Genomic DNA, 15,954 nt, shown 5'->3' on the forward strand with positions numbered 1-15,954 from the left:
CTCTCACTCGATGGGGGCATGGGAATGGCAGGACGAAAGACAGTCTCGACGGATTCTGCGATCGACCCCCGAGACAAACCGGCGATGCCGGGCTACTGCATGTTTCCTTAAATCGTAGCCGATCTAAGGAAACATGCAGCAATTCAAAGTGCTACAGCGACCTTTGCGCGCCTGGTAAGACGCGCGGCGCTGTAAATAACCAACCACCTTCAACCGGCCGGATCACTCATGGCGAAGCAGAACACCCTCTTCAAGGATGCCTTCAACCGCTGCCTCTTGCTGCTTTCGGAAACATCCGCGCTGCCATCCGAACCGGAACTCGGACAGGCGCTCGGCGTCAGCCGCACGACGGTTCGTGCCATCCTGTCGCGTTGTGAAGAGGCCAAGCTGATCAGCTGGGACAAGCGCCAGAAGATCGTGCTGAGGCGTCCGGAGCCTTCCGATTATTTCCCGACCGAGGAAACCGATTCGCTCGCCGAGAGAATCGAACGGAGCTTCATGCGCCGGATTCTGGCGGGCGGCGCCGAGCCCGGCATGCAGATCAACGAGCTCGAGCTGGCGCGCGAGATCGGCACCGGCACGACGAGCGTGCGTGAATTCCTGATCCGCTTCAGCCGCTTCGGTCTCATCGAGAAACGGCCGAACAGCCATTGGGTGCTCAAGGGCTTTACCCGCGAATTCGCGCTCGAGCTGACGGAAGTGCGGGAGATGTTCGAACTTCGCTCGGCCGCTCGCTTCGTCTCCCTGCCGGAGAACGACCCCGCCTGGGCCGAACTGAAGCAGATCGAAACGCTGCATCGCGAGATCCTCGCCGACATCGACAAACGCTACAGTGAGTTCTCCGAGCTCGACGAGCGCTTCCACCTCCTGGTACACAGGTCGTCGAGCAACCGCTTCATCGTCGATTTCTACGACGTCATCGCGATCGTCTTCCACTACCATTACCAGTGGAACAAGGCGAATGCGCGCGAGCGCAACGCCCGGGCGCTGGAGGAGCATCTCGCCTATATCGCCGCGCTTCAGTCGCGCGACCCGAGGCAGGCGGAACAGGCCTGCCGCCGGCACCTGAAATCGGCACGCGAGACCCTGCTGCAGTCGATTCCGTAGGACGAAGGGGGTTGATACCCCCCTCTGGCCTGCCGGCCATCTCCCCCACAAGGGGGGAGATCGGCACGTGGCAATGCACCGCTCTTCCAAATGCCCCGCCATCGATGGAATGTCGTGAGTTCAGCGAATGCAACATCAACGTTGGGCAGGGCCGTAGCTCCAGCCGATCTCCCTCCCTGTGGGGGAGATGCCCGGCAGGGCAGAGGGGGGTATCGCCCTCAACGCCGAGGAAATACTACTCGGCCTGCGTGCCGCGCTGCCAATCAGTAGCCGGATTCGGTCCGCCCCGGCTCGGCCTCTCCCAAAAATTCGCGGCGCAAACGCTCCGTCGCGCTGACGAGCAGGGTCACGTCGGTGCCGATCGCCAGGAAGTCGGCGCCGAGATCGCGATAGTCGTGCGCCTGCACGGGGTCGAGGGTCAGGATGCCGCGCGCCTTGCCGGCCTTCTCTATACGCGCGAAGCCATCGACGATCGCCGCCCGGACCTCCGGATGGGCGGGATTGCCGAGATGCCCCATGTCGGCGGCAAGGTCCGAGGGGCCGATGAACAGGCCGTCGACCCCCTCCAGCGCCGCAATCTCGTCGATCGCAGCGAGACCTGCCCGGCTCTCGATCTGCAGGATGAGGCAGATCTCGTCGTTGGCGTTCTGCAGATAATCCGTGATGCGCCCGAAATTCGTGGCCCGACCGAGGGCGGCGCCGACGCCGCGAATGCCGTGCGGCGGATAGCGCACGGCCCGGACCAGCTGCCGCGCCTGCTCGACAGTGTCGACCATCGGGATGAGCAGCGTCTGAACGCCCGTATCGAGGACCTGCTTGATGAGAGCGGTGTCGCCGACCGGCAGGCGCACGATCGGATGACTGCCGCGGCCAGCAATGGCGCGATACTGCGCGGCGAGCAGCGGCAAGTCGTTCGGCGCATGCTCGCCGTCGATCAGCAGCCAGTCATAGCCGCTGCCGGCCACCACCTCGGCGGCATAGGGGCTGGCAAGCGCCACCCACAGGCCGAGCTGGAAGCGGTTTTCGCGGATCGCCGCTTTGAAGGGATTCTTGGGGGCCGGCATGGTCTCTCCTTCGGCGTCAGGACGTATCGGCGCGGGATCGACAAAGTGCAACTTTGCCCCTCATCCGCCTGCCGGCACCTTCTCCCCGCCAGCGGGGCGAAGGGACGATGCCGCACCGCTGAAGTCCCCTCTCCCCGCGAGCGGGGAGAGGGTTAGGGTGAGGGGCGAATCCCGCTCCAATCAATCACTTGCAAAGTCTTACCCACAAAAGAAAAAACCGGCCAGAACTTTCCGGCCGGTTTCTTTGATCTCGCAAATGCCGAGTCGACCTCAGGCGATGCCGCCGAGGCAGACATATTTGATTTCCATGAATTCCTCGATGCCGTACTTCGAGCCCTCGCGGCCGAGGCCGGAGAGCTTGACGCCGCCGAAGGGAGCTTCCGCGGTGGAAATCAGGCCGGTGTTGACGCCGACCATGCCGTATTCGAGCGCTTCGGCGACGCGGAAGACCCGCGCCAGATCCTTGGCGTAGAAATAGGAGGCAAGGCCGAATTCGGTATCGTTGGCTTGGCTGATAACATCCGCCTCGTCCTTGAAGCGGAAGAGCGGCGCCACCGGACCGAAGGTCTCCTCACGCGCAACGGCCATCGCCTGGGTGACGTCGGCCAGCACCGTCGCCTCATAGAAGCTGCCGCCGAGCGCGTGGCGCTTGCCGCCCTGAATGACGCGAGCGCCCTTGGCAAGCGCGTCGGCGACATGCTCCTCGACCTTTTCGAGCGCCGGCTTGTCGATCAGCGGCCCGAGGATGACGCCCTCTTCCATGCCGTTTCCGGTCTTGAGCCTCGCGACGGCCGCGGCAAGCTTCTCGGAGAAGGCTTCGTAGACGCCGTCCTGGACGTAGAGGCGGTTGGCGCAGACGCAGGTCTGGCCGTTGTTGCGGAACTTGGCGATCAAGGCGCCTTCGACCGCCGCATCGAGGTCGGCGTCATCGAAGACGATGAAGGGGGCATTGCCGCCGAGTTCGAGGCCGAGCTTCTTGATCGTCGCGGCACTCTGCCGGTAGAGCTCGGCACCGACTTCCGTCGAGCCGGTGAATGTCAGCTTGCGCACTGTCGGGTTCGAGGTCATCTCGGCGCCGATCTCGCGCGCCGAACCGGTGATGACGCTGAACAGGCCCTTCGGCATGCCGGCCCGTTCGGCGAGCACAGCGATGGCGATCGCCGAGAAGGGGGTCTGCGCGGCTGGCTTCAGCACCATCGCGCAGCCGGCGGCAAAGGCGGGGCCGGCCTTGCGGGTGATCATCGCATTCGGGAAGTTCCACGGCGTAATCGCGGCGACGACGCCGATCGGCTGCTTCATCACCAGGATGCGCTTGTCCTTCTGGTGGCCGGGCACAAGATCGCCATAGACGCGCCGCCCCTCTTCGGCGAACCATTCGATGAAGCTCGCGCCGTAGACGATCTCGCCGGTCGCCTCGGCGAGCGGCTTGCCCTGCTCGATCGTCAGGATCCTGCCGAGATCGTCCTTGTTCTCGATCATCAGCTCGAACCAGCGGCGCAAGATCCCCGCTCGCTCCTTGGCGGTCTTCCCGGCCCATTCCTTCTGAACCCGCGCGGCGGTTTCAATCGCGACCCGCGTCTCGCGGGCACCGAGCTTCGGCACCCGGCCGATGATCTCGCCCGTCGCCGGATTGTTGACATCGATGGCATTCTGCGGGTCCGCTTCGATCCAGTTTTCGCCGACGAGCGCGGCCTGGCGAAACAGCGACGGGTCCTTCAAGTTCATGGCTGATCCTTCCCTCGGAAACTTTACAGAACTTATACAACTTTTTTCTGTTACGACAACCGCCTCTCTGCTTCTTCCGTTCCACGAAAAAGCAGGACGCTCCCCGGTAAACCCGATCACCAAACGTCTACCTCCCTGCTTCGTTCCAGCCTTGCGGCGCGGCGCCCGCGCGCGGGCGACCCACTCGATCACTTTCAGGAGAGCACGTTTCAAATCGCCTTCATCTTCTATAGCGTCCCGGCGAATCCGGCCCTTCGCAGGCGCTTCGTCTGGAGGGCCTCCCAAGGGATTCCCATTCAGGACAAGGACGTTCGTTCGTGACAGACATCAACCACAGAAGAGCCGACCACCCGATCCACTCGATCTTTCTCGAACGCTGGTCGCCGCGCGCCTTCACCGGCGAGGAAATCGGCGAAAAGGACCTGCTGGCGCTCTTCGAAGCGGCGCGCTGGGCGCCCTCGGCGAGCAACATGCAACCGTGGCGCTTCATATATGCCCGGCGCGGCACCGAAGACTTCGCGTCACTGCTGGAGACGCTCGATGAGGGCAACCAGCGCTGGGCGAAGAACGCCTCGGCGCTCGTCATCATAGTCTCGAAGACCCACAGGCTGACATCGACCGGCGAGCTCAGGCCCGCCTACACCCACGCCTTCGACACGGGTGCCGCCTGGTTCGCGCTCGCGCTACAGACGCAGCTTGCCGGATGGCATGCGCATGCCATGGGTGGGATCGACCGCGACAAGGCAATGCGGGTGCTCGGCGTGCCGGAGCATTACCGGGTCGAGGCTGCGGTGGCGATCGGCAAGATCGCCGATCCTTCCACGCTTCCCGAGGATCTGCGCGAACGGGAAAAGCCGAGCCAGCGCAAGACGCTGGGCGACTTCGTATTCGAGGGGCGGTTCAAGGGCGACTGAGAGCAAAACCGCGGAGATTGTCTCGTCCGCGGCACTTGAGCCCGAAAGAAAGGCGCGGGGCGAAAACCGTCCCACGCCTGCAATTCCACCGCTGGGCGGTGTATCTCTTCGGCCGTCAGATATCGAGATTGGCGACGCTCAGCGCGTTTTCCTGGATGAAGTCGCGACGCGGCTCCACCTCGTCGCCCATCAGGCGCGAGAACAGCCCATCCGCATCGGTCGCGTCGGAGACCCTGACCTGCAGCAGCGAGCGGACGTTCGGATCGAGCGTCGTCTCCCACAACTGTTCGGCGTTCATTTCGCCGAGACCTTTGTAGCGCTGCATGGTCAGGCCCTTGCGGCCGGCGGCAAAGATCGCGTCCAGAAGAGCCCGCGGCCCGCTGATCTCCTGCGTGCCGTCGCGGCGCCTGAGCACCGGCGGCGCCGCATAGACTTCCTTGAGTTTCGCCGTGAGCTGGTCGATATGGCGGGCATCGGAGGAGCCGATCAGCGCCATGTCGATCACCGCGACTTCCTTGACGCCGCGCACCATGCGCTCGAGCCTCAGGCCACCCTCGGCCGTGACCGATCCGGCCCAGCCGCGTTCGGTTTCCTCGGCAATGACATCGAGACGGCGCGCCACTTCGACGGCGACCTTCTGGTAGTCGTCCTGGTGACTGTTGAGCTCGGTGTTCAGCGCACCGGCAATTGCTGCCTGCTCGACGATCGTCCGGTTGTAGCGCGAATGCAGCCCCTCCATCAGCGAGCGCAGGCGCAGGGCATCGTTGATCACTTCGCGGAGATCCTGCCCGGTCCTGACTTCGCCGGAGCCGAGCGTCAGCGATGCCTCCTCGAGGCCCATGGTGATCAGGTAATCCTCGAGCGCCTTTTCGTCCTTCAGGTACTGGGCGGACTTGCCGCGCGTCACCTTGTAGAGCGGCGGCTGGGCGATATAGAGGTGGCCGCGCTCGATCAGCTCCGGCATCTGCCGGAAGAAGAAGGTGAGCAGCAGCGTGCGGATATGGGCGCCGTCGACGTCGGCATCCGTCATGATGATGATCTTGTGGTAGCGCAGCTTGTCGGCGTTGAACTCGTCCTTGCCGATCGAGGTGCCGAGCGCGGTGATCAGCGTGCCGATTTCCTGGCTCGACAGCATCTTGTCGAAACGTGCCCGCTCGACGTTCAGGATCTTGCCGCGCAGCGGCAGGATCGCCTGGCTCTCGCGCGAGCGCCCCTGCTTGGCCGAACCGCCTGCCGAATCGCCCTCCACCAGGAAGAGTTCGGATTTGGCCGGGTCGCGCTCGGAGCAATCGGCGAGCTTGCCGGGCAGCGACGAGATATCGAGCGCACCCTTGCGGCGCGTCAGTTCGCGCGCCTTGCGCGCCGCTTCGCGGGCGGCGGCCGCCTCGACGACCTTGCCGACCAGGATCTTGGCATCGGATGGATTCTCCTCCAGCCAAACGCTCAGCGCCTCGTTGACGAGGCTCTCGACCACCGGCCTGACCTCGGACGATACGAGCTTATCCTTGGTCTGCGAGGAGAACTTCGGATCCGGCACCTTCACCGACAGAACCGCCGTCAGCCCCTCGCGGCAATCGTCGCCGGTCAGCGACACCTTTTCCTTCTTGGTGATGCCGGAGGTATCGGCATAGGAGGTGATCTGGCGGGTGAGCGCACCGCGGAAGCCCGCCATGTGCGTGCCGCCGTCGCGCTGCGGAATGTTGTTTGTGAAGCAGAGCACGTTCTCGTGGTAGCTGTCGTTCCACCACATGGCCACCTCGACGGTGATGCCGTCCTTCTCGCCGCGGATCGAGACCGGCTTGTGGACAAGCGGCTTCTTCGCCCGGTCGAGATAGGCGACGAAGGCCTCGAGCCCGCCGTCGTACATCATCTCGTCGCGGCGGATGTCCGAGTGGCGCTTGTCGGTCAATACGATACGGACGCCGGAATTCAGGAAAGCGAGCTCGCGCAGGCGATGTTCGAGCGTGGCAAAATCGAACTCTGTCTTCGAGAAGGTCTGTTCGCTCGGCAGGAAGGTGACTTCGGTGCCGGTCTCGCCGCCGGCGTCGCCGGTGATGGTCAGCGGCCCGTCGGCGACGCCGTGGGTGAAACTCATCTCGTGGATCTTGCCGGCACGGCGGATCTTGAGCTTCAGCGAGACGGAGAGCGCATTGACCACCGAAACGCCGACGCCGTGCAGGCCGCCGGAAACCTTGTAGGAGTTCTGGTCGAATTTGCCGCCGGCGTGAAGCTGCGTCATGATCACCTCGGCCGCCGAGACGCCCTCCTCCCGGTGGATGTCGGTCGGAATGCCGCGGCCATTGTCCGTCACGGTGCAGGAGCCATCGGGATTGAGCGTGACGGTGACGATATCGGCATGGCCGGCAAGCGCCTCGTCGATCGCGTTGTCGACGACCTCATAGACCATGTGGTGCAGACCGGAGCCGTCATCGGTGTCGCCGATATACATGCCAGGCCGCTTGCGCACGGCGTCGAGGCCCTTCAGCACCTTGATGGAATCGGCACCATATTCGGCGATCGCGCCGGCTTCGGTCTCAGAGATATCGGTCATTCGGCTTCAGGTCTTTCCAGGTTCTTCGGACGCAGCGATTCGTTGCGAATCACAGCGCGGACGCCTCGCGGACTATAGGAAATTTGTCCACGGGTTCCAAATCCCGGGCGGCGGGAGCACGGCCGGGGCGAGGCTTCATCCCCTGTCATTATCAGGAAATGTGGCTTTTTCCAAAATATCTTCCATTGCTTCGATCGCCTCGCCCGACAGGCCGCGAATCCGCTCGCTCAAGCGGTTGGCGAAGGCCGTGTGGCCGGGCGGCAGGCCCGAGGTGTCGAGCACCACTCGCGGGTCGGAAAGCCGTGCGACACGGAAGAGCTCGTCGGCCTCGTCCCAGATCACGTTGAAGTAGCCGGCGACGCGCTGCAGGAAGTCGAAGCTCGGCGCGCCGCGCTTGCCGTGTTCGAGGGCCGAGAGATAGGCCGGGGAAACGCCAATCGCCGCCGCCATCTCCTTCTGCGAGACGCCCTTGCGGTGGCGCAGTTCGCGCATGGCCTCGCCGAAAGGCGTCACGACGCACTCCCCCTGGCGCGCGCCAGGCGGACATAGAGCGCACCCTCGCCCCCGTGGTTGCGCGCCGCCGGCTCGTAGGACGAGATCAGCGGGCGAAATTCGGGAAGGGCAAACCAGAGCGGCACGGCGCGCTTCAGCGCCCCGTCGCTGCCGAACGACGTTCCCTTGCCGGTGATGACAAGAACATGACGCAGGCCGCGCTCATGCGCCTTCAGGAGGAACTGCAGGAGGAAGCCATGCGCCTCGCTCTGGATCATTCCGTGCAGGTCGATCCGCGCCTCGAGCGCGAGGCGCCCTTTCGAAAGCTTCCGCTTGACCGGCCTCTCGAGCGGGTGGTGGCGTTGCTCGGGCTTGCCGCTGAGGGCAATTCCCTGCTCCGGCTTCCCGGATGCGGACGAGCCGGAGTTCGCTTGCTGCGGAGACGGCGAAGCCGACGGCTGTTCGATCTCGCCGAGCAGGTCGTCGAGCTCTTCCAATCGCCCCGGCATGGCCCTGGCCGAGCGCGCGACCTTTCCCCAAAGGATGCGGTCCTCCGGCGACAGCTTTTTATCCCTGGCCATGGCGATATCTGGCGGCAGCCGCGCGGGGCACGAGCATGAAGAAATCGGCGTCGTTGCGCACCGAACCGGCAAGTTCGCCAGCGGCCTCGCCCGAGCCCGTGAAGATGTCGCCGCGTGCCGGCCCGACGATTGCCGAGCCGGTATCGAGCGCGAGCATCAGCCGTCCGAAAGGGCGGCCGCCATCGAGATGGGTGAGGGTTTCGCTGGTGATATAGAAAGGAATCCCGAAGGTATGGATGAGGCGGTCCACTGCGAGCGACCGGCCCGGCTCGAGCGGTACCTTGGCAGCGGCGACCGGCCCGAGGTCTTCATCTTCGACGGGCGCTTCGCGGAAGAAGATGAACGAGCGGTTGTGCCACAGGACCTCATCGATCTTTTCCGGATGGGCCGCTAGCCAGCCGCGGATGCTCGCCATCGAGACGGTCGCCGCATCGATTTCGCCGCGCTCTATCAGCAGCTTGCCGATGGCGGAAAAACGGTGCCCGGTCTTCGCCGCATAGGTGATGCGGCGGCGCGACCCGTCCGGATAGACGAGCCGGGCTGCGCCCTGGACATGGATGAAAAACACGTCGACCTTCGAGCGGGCGTAGGCGATCTCCAGGCCACGGCCATTGAGAAACCCCTCCTCGATCGCCCGGCGATCGGGATATTCGTTGATCCTGCCGTCCCGCAGCCGGCCGAAGGCGAAATAGGGATCCATGCCCTCGGGCCGGTTCTCCTCGTCGATATCGACGAGATCGGCGGGACGCCTGTAGAATGGAAAGCGGAACTCCTCGTCGGCGGTGGCGCGGACCTCGACTTCCGGTTCGTAGAAGGCGGTGACGAAGCCCGTCTCGCTGTCCCCGGGGCGGATCCGGAACGGCACGAACTGGTCCTCGAAGAAGTTGCGCGCCTGCGACGCACCGGAGAAAACCGCGCCGGCCGCCTCGTAGGCGGGCAGCAGGTCGGCGACCGAAACACCGAGAGAGCCGGTCCTGTAAGGCTTCACCGTCGTCACATGATGGTGACAGCGGCGCAGCGCGTCGAGGACCGGCGTCGGGTCATCCTGTTGCCACCCGGGCAATTCCGAAAAGGCGACCGGTTCGAGTTCAAAGGCCATTATCGCCCCTTGCGGTCAATTTTCCGATTCGGTGGCGATAAGCTTCCAGTTCGGATCGCGCGAGCGGATGTCGCGCGCAAAGGTCCAGAGGTCGTTCACTTCGGCAACCGAATCGGCGTCGCCGTCGATCAGCTTGCCCTGCTTGTCGTATGTGGCGGAGATGAGTTGGCTGATGATGCGAACCGTGACGTTCTCTTCATCGTTCTTGAGTTCGGCATGGACGATCTCGGCCTTTTCAATGCCGACGAAGGTCGATTTGACCACCTCGCCCTTGGATTCCCGGTCGGCGATCGCCGCTTCGAAGCCCTCATAGACTTCGCGTGACAAGAGCCCTTTCAGGGTCTTGCGATCGCCATCGGCAAAAGCCATGACGATCATCTCGTAGGCCATCTTTGCGCCGTTGAGGAACTCGGCCGGCTCGAAGCTGGGGTCTGCGTCGCTCAACGCCCTCAGTTGGACGTTCAACGGCGTGCCGGGCTTGGATAGGCCGTCGATGGCGGCGTAGCGGGACTCGTCCTCCGCGGTGCTCTCGCGACGGGGAAGCTGCACCACCTTGCCATTGTCCCTCGCCTCGGGACCCTGCGCCTCGCGCGGCGAATAGGGGTCGAAAGGCGGTCGTTCATTTCCTGTCCTGCGGCCAAGGACGCTGCGCAACTGCAGGAAGATGACCACGGCCGCGATCAGGAAAAAAAACGTGATGAAGTCGAAAGAGCCCATTTCCACCCGGAACCGCTGTTAGAATTTGACTTAGTGTTCCATATAGTCTGCAAGGATAAACCATTCAAATGGCGATGTCGCACCCATAAACCGGGAGCCGGTCAATTGCACTCATCTTCTTGCGAGCACGATCGATGCGTTCGGTGATCATTCCTCTCATCATTCTCGGTCTGCCGATCGCGGAGATTGCCGGCTTCGTTGTCGTCGGCCGGGAACTCGGCCTGGCGATGACGCTGCTGCTCGTCCTGCTGAGCGGGGTTGCCGGCGTCTTGCTTCTGCGCATCCAGGGTCTCGGCACTTTGCGCCGCGTGCAGGAGGCGGCGCGAGCAGGGAAGGACCCGGGCCCGGACGTTCTCGGCGGCGCGCTGATCTTCGTCGCGGCGATTCTTCTGATCGTTCCCGGCTTCATCACCGACATTGCCGGCCTCATTCTCTTCCTGCCGCCCGTCAGGCGCGCCATCGCTTCCTTCCTGCAGACGCGGTTGACCATCCTGACGACGGGAAGCGGCTTCTATTACGGTGGCACGAGGAGCCACCGGCCGCACGGTCCCACGACCATCGATCTCGACTCCGACGAATTCTCCCGGAAGAACGGCGGCGAAGACGGTTCCTCGCCGCCGAGCAACCGGATTTCTCGCTAGATCAGGTCTATAATGCTCGATTGCATGCTTCCTTGGATCGTAGCCGATTCAGGGACAAAAACATGCAGCAACTCAAAGTGCTGCAGCGACCTTCGCGCGTCTGATTAAGACGGGCGGCGCTGTGACCCGGAAAGGGCCTGGAACGCCGTTCAGGCCGGGAACGGGTCCGGGCTTCGAGGGTTGTAAGCACAGGATCGAAATGCTAGATGGCCTCACCAATTCGAAGTCCGAGGAAACTCTTATGACGACTGATACCGCATCCAACGGCAACGGCGGCGCCCAGCAGGCGCCGTCGCTCAATATTCTGGCCCAGTATGTCAAGGACCTCTCCTTCGAGAACCCCGGCGCGCCGCGTTCGCTGCAGGCCCGCGAACACGCGCCGTCGATCAACATCAATGTCAACGTCAATGCCAACCCGCTCGCCGAGAACGATTTCGACGTCGTTCTCTCGCTGAACGCCCAGGCAAAGGACGGCGAAAAGGTGCTGTTCAACGTCGAACTCGCCTATGGCGGCGTCTTCCGCGTTGCGGGCTTCCCGCAGGAGCACATGCTGCCGCTGCTCTTCATCGAGTGCCCGCGCCTGCTCTTCCCCTTTGCCCGGCAGATCGTGTCGGACGCGACCCGCAACGGCGGCTTCCCGCCGCTGATGATCGACCCGATCGATTTCGCGCAAATGTTCGCGCAGCGCATGGCAGAAGAAAAAGTCCGCGCCCAGGTCGCCAACAGCAACACCACGACCAACTGACAGGTTCTCGGATAGAAACTGAAAACCCGGCTCGGCAGGCCGGGTTTTTTGTTTTACAGGCTGGATTCAACCGCTGTACCTTACCCAGATCGCCTTGGCGCCGATCTTTGAAACAAGAGCCGCATGGGCTGAGATCTCGGCTTCCGTCAGTCGCGGCGTCAGCACTCGCTCCCTTTGCATGACGATGATCGGGGCGTCGTCCGCCTGTACGGCAAGACCGTTGATTTCGCTCGTCACCAGCCCCAGCGCCGCCTGCCGCCCACCGATCATCTCGATATAGACTTCGGCAAGCAGCTCGGAGTCGAGAAGCGCGCCATGCTTGGCGCGATGCGAATTGTCGATGCCATAGCGGCGGCACAGCGCATCGAGCGAATTCGGGCCCATCGGGTGCTTGCGCCGTGCCATTGCCAGCGTATCGGTGACCCGGTCGATGGCAATCGGCGGCAGGCCCAGGCGCTCGAACTCGGCATTGATGAAGCCGATGTCGAAGGTCGCATTGTGGGCGACCCAACGCGCATCGCCGAAGAAATCGACGATTTCGTCGACCACGTCGGCAAAGGAGGGCTTGTCCTTGAGGAAGTCGTCGGTGATGCCGTGCACCGCCAGCGCGTCGGGGTGGACCTTGCGGTCGCCGGGATTGATATAGATGTGGATCGTCCGTCCCGTCGGAAACTGGTTCTCGAGCTCGACGCCACCGATCTCGATCACCCGGTCCTCGCGACTGTCGAGGCCGGTCGTTTCCGTATCGAAAATGATCTCACGCATGCGGCTTCCCTTGGGACCTCGGTTCGGATCGAATCAGTCCGCGCTGATCGTTGCGTTTTAATGGCATTTCGCTTGCAGTTGAAGCGGAGGTTCGCGACCTGCGCCGCTGCAGCGCCCTTCTCCCCGTTCTAGCGGGGAGAAGGGGCAAGCCGCACCACCTTTGCTCCCTCCGGCTTGCGGTGAGAGGGTTAGTCCCCGGGTTAAACCCGAGGAGAGGGGCAGGCGCTACCCCGATCGCAATCGATCGACGATGGTGCGAACCTGCGCTCGGGTGACGTCGAAACTGTCGCTGGTGTCGATCACGTAATCCGCTCGGGCGCGTTTTTCACTGTCGGGTACCTGGCGGGCGAGGATCATCGCGAATTTCTCGGCCGTCATTCCCGGCCGCTTCATGACGCGCGCTCTCTGAGCCTCCGGATCGCAGCTGACGACGACGACCCGGTCGACGCGCTTTTCCGCCTTGGTCTCGAAAAGCAGCGGAATATCGAGAAGCACGAAGGGCGCCCCGGCCGCCCTGTACCTGGCGATGAACTCCTTTTCCTTGGCGCGAACGAGCGGATGGACGATCCGCTCCAATTCACCAAGGCGCTCCGGTTGGGCAAGGAGCTGTCGGGAAAGTTCCGCCCGGTCGATGACGCCCTCCTTCGCGACGCCCGGAAAGGCTGCTTCGACGGGAGGCACCGCTTCACCGCGATAGAGGTCGTGGACCACCTCGTCGGCGTCGTTCACCGGTACGCCAAGCTCCCGGAACATCTGAGCAGCCGTTGATTTTCCCATGCCGATGGAGCCGGTGAGCCCGACGATGATCATGCGTGAACGTCCATATCCTTTATGATGACCTGCCGAAGCGTTTCATCGACAACCGGTCTCCGGCCGAACCATTTCTCGAATCCGGGTACGGCCTGATGCAGGAGCATGCCGAGACCATCGACGATGCGGAAACCCTGCTCCTCCGCCTGGCGAAGGAGCGGCGTCTTCAGCGGCACATAGACGATGTCGGTGACCACGGCGCCGGTTGCCAAGGGCGAGAAATCGATCGACGGCGCCGGCTCGCCGTCCATGCCGAGCGACGTCGTGTTCACGAAAAGGCCGGCATCGGCCATGACCTCGGAAAGCGCCTCTATCGGATGAGCCTCGACTGCCTCGCCGAACCGGTCGGCCAGTTCCTGCGCCCTGGCGGTCGTGCGGTTCACCACGTGGATGGTCCTGACGCCGCGATCGCGGACGGCCTGGATGACAGCGCGGCTGGCGCCGCCGGCCCCCAGAATGACGGCCGTCGAAATCCGGTCCCAGCCGCTTGCCCGCTCGTCGAGATTGGCGACGAAGCCACGCCCGTCCGTATTCGTCGCTGAGATCCTTCCGTCCTCGAGCCAGAGCGTGTTGGCCGCGCCAAGCTCGGCACTCAGCTCATCCGGCCGGTCGGACAGCTCGAAGGCCATCTCCTTGTGGGGGATGGTGACATTGCCGCCGCAGAAACCGGCACTGCCGTCCCGCAATCGGCGCATGAAATCCGGGAAGGCTTCCGGGGCGACCTCGTGAGCCCGGTAGCTTCCGGCAATTCCCAACTGCTTCAGCCAATAGCCGTGGATCAGCGGCGAGCGCGAATGCTTGATCGGATAGCCCGTGACGAAGGCGTGGTTAACAAATGTTTCACGTGAATCACGCATCGATCGATCCCAATTGGCGGAGTTTTTCAAGAAGCGGCAGCATCGGCAGGCCGAGGATCGTAAAGTAATCGCCATCGATCTTTTCGAAGAGCTGGATCCCCTCACCTTCGAGCTGATAGGCGCCGACGCTCGAAAGCGCCTTCTCCCCGACCCGTTTGAGATGCCGTTCGACAAAGGCCCGGTCCAAGGGCCTGACCGTCATATGCGCCGTCGAGACATGCCGCCAGAGGACATCGCCATTGCGGACGAGCACGATCGCGCTGTTCAGGCTGTGCGTCCTGCCGGAGAGCGACAGGAGATGCTCGGCGGCCTCCGCCATGTCTTTCGGCTTGTGATAAACCCGGGCTCCAAGCGACATGGTCTGGTCGCTGCCGATCACCAGTGCGTCATCGAAATGGCGCGAGACCTCCTTCGCCTTGGCTTCGGCAAGAGCGAGCGCCACGTCGGAGGGCGATGCGCCCGCCTCCTCCAGCGGCCGCTCCAGGGCGCGCTCGTCCACGTGAGCTGCGCGGGCCGAGAACGCCAGCCCGGCATTCGCAAGGAGCGCCCGTCGAAATGGGCTGGCGGAGGCCAGCACGAGCGAGGATGTCATCTTCTCAATCTCGCAATCCAGGGATCACGCTGGTCGTGGATCGTTTCGATCCGATCATCATGATCGATTTCTCATGAACCGGATCCGAACGGCGCGACCGCCCGTCCGGCCTGCGCCCGTCCGGTTCCTGCGGCTCGCTCTATCTGAGCCGAGGGCGAAGGGCAACGATCGCGGCGGCCGTTTCCTCGATCGAACGGCGTGTCACGTCGATCAGCGGCCAATTGTTGCGGGCACAGAGCGTCCGGGCGTATTTCAGCTCCTCCGAAATCGCCGCCCGGTCGGTATATTCCTCGCCGTGGAAGCTCTGGGTCGTGCCGAGCAGGCGATGCTGGCGCACCTGGGAAAGCCGGTCGGCGCTGGCGATCAGACCCACCACCAGCGGTTTGGTCGCCCTGGTCAACGCTTCCGGCAGCGGCACGCCGGGCACGATCGGGATGTTGGCCGTCTTGATGCCGCGATTGGCGAGATAGATGCTCGTCGGCGTCTTGGAGGTCCGGCTCACTCCGACCAGCACGACGTCCGCCTCGTTGAAATCGGCCGGCATCTGGCCGTCGTCGTGATCCATGGTGAAATTCAGCGCCTCGATCCGGGCGAAATAGTCGGCATCCATGACATGCTGGGCGCCTGAACGCCGACGCGACGGCGAACCGAGATAGGATTGAAACAGCTCGATGATCGGATCAAGGACCGAGACGCAGGGAACGCCGATCTCGCGGCATCTCTGGTCGATCATGCCGGCAAGCTCCCGGTCGACGATCGTATAGAGCACGATGCCCGGCGCGCCGTCGATGGCATCGAGGACCTGCATCAACTGCTTCTTGTTGCGGATCAGCGGGTAGACATGTTCGAGCGCGTGCGAGGATTGGAACTGAGCGGCGGCCGCACGGCCCGCGGCTATCAGCGTCTCGCCCGTCGAATCGGAGACGAGATGCAGGTGGAAGTAGTTTTTTCGGTTCTCCACGCAATTCTCCGGAGGCTGTTGATGAGCCGGGACACCAGACGGCAAAAGTCGCGGTCGCCGCCCAGGCCCGTGGAAAAGCGTCGCGTTATTCACATCCGGCGCCGGGACGAAAAACGCCCGCGCGCTGTTGTGGACAAGACTCAAGCCGACGACAAATTGTCACGCAGATCGACTCCTTGTCCACAGGAATCGCAAATCCGGTAGCGCGGGCAAGATGCTGACTTTTCTAAGTTTTCTCGTATTTTCCAGATCCATCGCGAATCCGGACGAACTTTCTCCCGTGATGCGCGTGGCGATCCGCGCCGATTGGACGAACTGAGGATCGATTTTAAT

At 63.4% G+C, this 15,954-nt stretch carries 16 protein-coding genes; 4 read left to right on the forward strand and 12 right to left on the reverse strand.

Annotation, left to right across the window (positions count from 1 at the left end; all coding sequences use genetic code 11):
- The first annotated feature begins 228 nt into the window (after positions 1-228).
- Positions 229-1,107, forward strand: a complete 879-nt coding sequence (locus AU381_RS13890; protein WP_064242344.1) for a GntR family transcriptional regulator — start codon at positions 229-231, stop codon at positions 1,105-1,107.
- Between the two features lie 263 nt (positions 1,108-1,370).
- On the opposite strand, the gene hpaI is transcribed toward AU381_RS13890, so the two are convergent.
- Positions 1,371-2,171, reverse strand: coding sequence for a 4-hydroxy-2-oxoheptanedioate aldolase (gene hpaI, locus AU381_RS13895; protein ID WP_064242345.1), 801 nt, complete (start codon positions 2,169-2,171; stop codon positions 1,371-1,373).
- A gap of 270 nt (positions 2,172-2,441) precedes the next feature.
- Positions 2,442-3,896, reverse strand: a complete 1,455-nt coding sequence (gabD, locus tag AU381_RS13900) for an NADP-dependent succinate-semialdehyde dehydrogenase (protein ID WP_064242346.1) — start codon at positions 3,894-3,896, stop codon at positions 2,442-2,444.
- A gap of 317 nt (positions 3,897-4,213) precedes the next feature.
- On the opposite strand from gabD, the gene AU381_RS13905 reads away from it, so the two are divergent.
- Positions 4,214-4,810 (forward strand): nitroreductase family protein, encoded by a 597-nt coding sequence (locus AU381_RS13905; protein ID WP_064242347.1) that lies wholly within the window; start codon positions 4,214-4,216, stop codon positions 4,808-4,810.
- A gap of 115 nt (positions 4,811-4,925) precedes the next feature.
- Here the strand turns inward: AU381_RS13905 and gyrB are convergent, their stop codons facing one another.
- From gyrB to AU381_RS13930, 5 genes are all read right to left on the reverse strand, one after another.
- Positions 4,926-7,361, reverse strand: a complete 2,436-nt coding sequence (gene gyrB / locus AU381_RS13910; RefSeq protein ID WP_064242348.1) for a DNA topoisomerase (ATP-hydrolyzing) subunit B — start codon at positions 7,359-7,361, stop codon at positions 4,926-4,928.
- A gap of 135 nt (positions 7,362-7,496) precedes the next feature.
- A complete protein-coding gene (locus AU381_RS13915) occupies positions 7,497-7,874 on the reverse strand; it encodes a helix-turn-helix domain-containing protein (RefSeq protein WP_064242349.1) in 378 nt (125 codons plus the stop codon).
- Positions 7,871-8,434 carry a Smr/MutS family protein gene (locus AU381_RS13920; RefSeq protein ID WP_064242350.1) on the reverse strand — a complete coding sequence of 188 codons (564 nt, stop codon included), beginning with the start codon at positions 8,432-8,434 and terminating at the stop codon, positions 7,871-7,873. The genes AU381_RS13915 and AU381_RS13920 overlap by 4 nt, the downstream gene beginning before the upstream one ends.
- Entirely contained in the window at positions 8,421-9,533 is a 1,113-nt protein-coding gene (gene mltA / locus AU381_RS13925; RefSeq protein ID WP_064242351.1) for a murein transglycosylase A, read from the reverse strand. Before mltA ends, AU381_RS13920 begins: the two co-directional genes overlap by 14 nt.
- A gap of 15 nt (positions 9,534-9,548) precedes the next feature.
- On the reverse strand, positions 9,549-10,250 hold the full coding sequence (locus AU381_RS13930) for a Tim44/TimA family putative adaptor protein (RefSeq protein ID WP_064242641.1): 702 nt from the start codon (positions 10,248-10,250) through the stop codon (positions 9,549-9,551).
- A gap of 134 nt (positions 10,251-10,384) precedes the next feature.
- Here AU381_RS13930 and AU381_RS13935 point away from each other — a divergent pair, with 134 nt between their 5' ends.
- Entirely contained in the window at positions 10,385-10,891 is a 507-nt protein-coding gene (locus AU381_RS13935) for an FxsA family protein (protein ID WP_064242352.1), read from the forward strand.
- Positions 10,892-11,132: 241 nt separating this feature from the next.
- On the forward strand, positions 11,133-11,636 hold the full coding sequence (secB, locus tag AU381_RS13940) for a protein-export chaperone SecB (RefSeq protein ID WP_064242353.1): 504 nt from the start codon (positions 11,133-11,135) through the stop codon (positions 11,634-11,636).
- Between the two features lie 66 nt (positions 11,637-11,702).
- Here the strand turns inward: secB and dnaQ are convergent, their stop codons facing one another.
- The 5 genes from dnaQ to AU381_RS13965 all read right to left on the reverse strand — a co-directional run bounded on the left by dnaQ (position 11,703) and on the right by AU381_RS13965 (position 15,621).
- Positions 11,703-12,401 carry a DNA polymerase III subunit epsilon gene (gene dnaQ, locus AU381_RS13945; RefSeq protein ID WP_064242354.1) on the reverse strand — a complete coding sequence of 233 codons (699 nt, stop codon included), beginning with the start codon at positions 12,399-12,401 and terminating at the stop codon, positions 11,703-11,705.
- Positions 12,402-12,626: 225 nt separating this feature from the next.
- Positions 12,627-13,211, reverse strand: coding sequence for a dephospho-CoA kinase (coaE, locus tag AU381_RS13950; protein ID WP_064242355.1), 585 nt, complete (start codon positions 13,209-13,211; stop codon positions 12,627-12,629).
- Entirely contained in the window at positions 13,208-14,068 is an 861-nt protein-coding gene (locus AU381_RS13955; protein ID WP_064242356.1) for a shikimate dehydrogenase, read from the reverse strand. Before AU381_RS13955 ends, coaE begins: the two co-directional genes overlap by 4 nt.
- Positions 14,061-14,660, reverse strand: a complete 600-nt coding sequence (locus AU381_RS13960; protein ID WP_064242357.1) for a Maf-like protein — start codon at positions 14,658-14,660, stop codon at positions 14,061-14,063. Before AU381_RS13960 ends, AU381_RS13955 begins: the two co-directional genes overlap by 8 nt.
- Positions 14,661-14,799: 139 nt before the next feature.
- Positions 14,800-15,621, reverse strand: coding sequence for a pyruvate, water dikinase regulatory protein (locus AU381_RS13965; RefSeq protein WP_064242358.1), 822 nt, complete (start codon positions 15,619-15,621; stop codon positions 14,800-14,802).
- Positions 15,622-15,954 lie beyond the last annotated feature (333 nt).

Source organism: Sinorhizobium glycinis, assembly GCF_001651865.1.
In the GTDB taxonomy this organism is placed as follows: Bacteria; Pseudomonadota; Alphaproteobacteria; order Rhizobiales; family Rhizobiaceae; genus Sinorhizobium; species Sinorhizobium glycinis.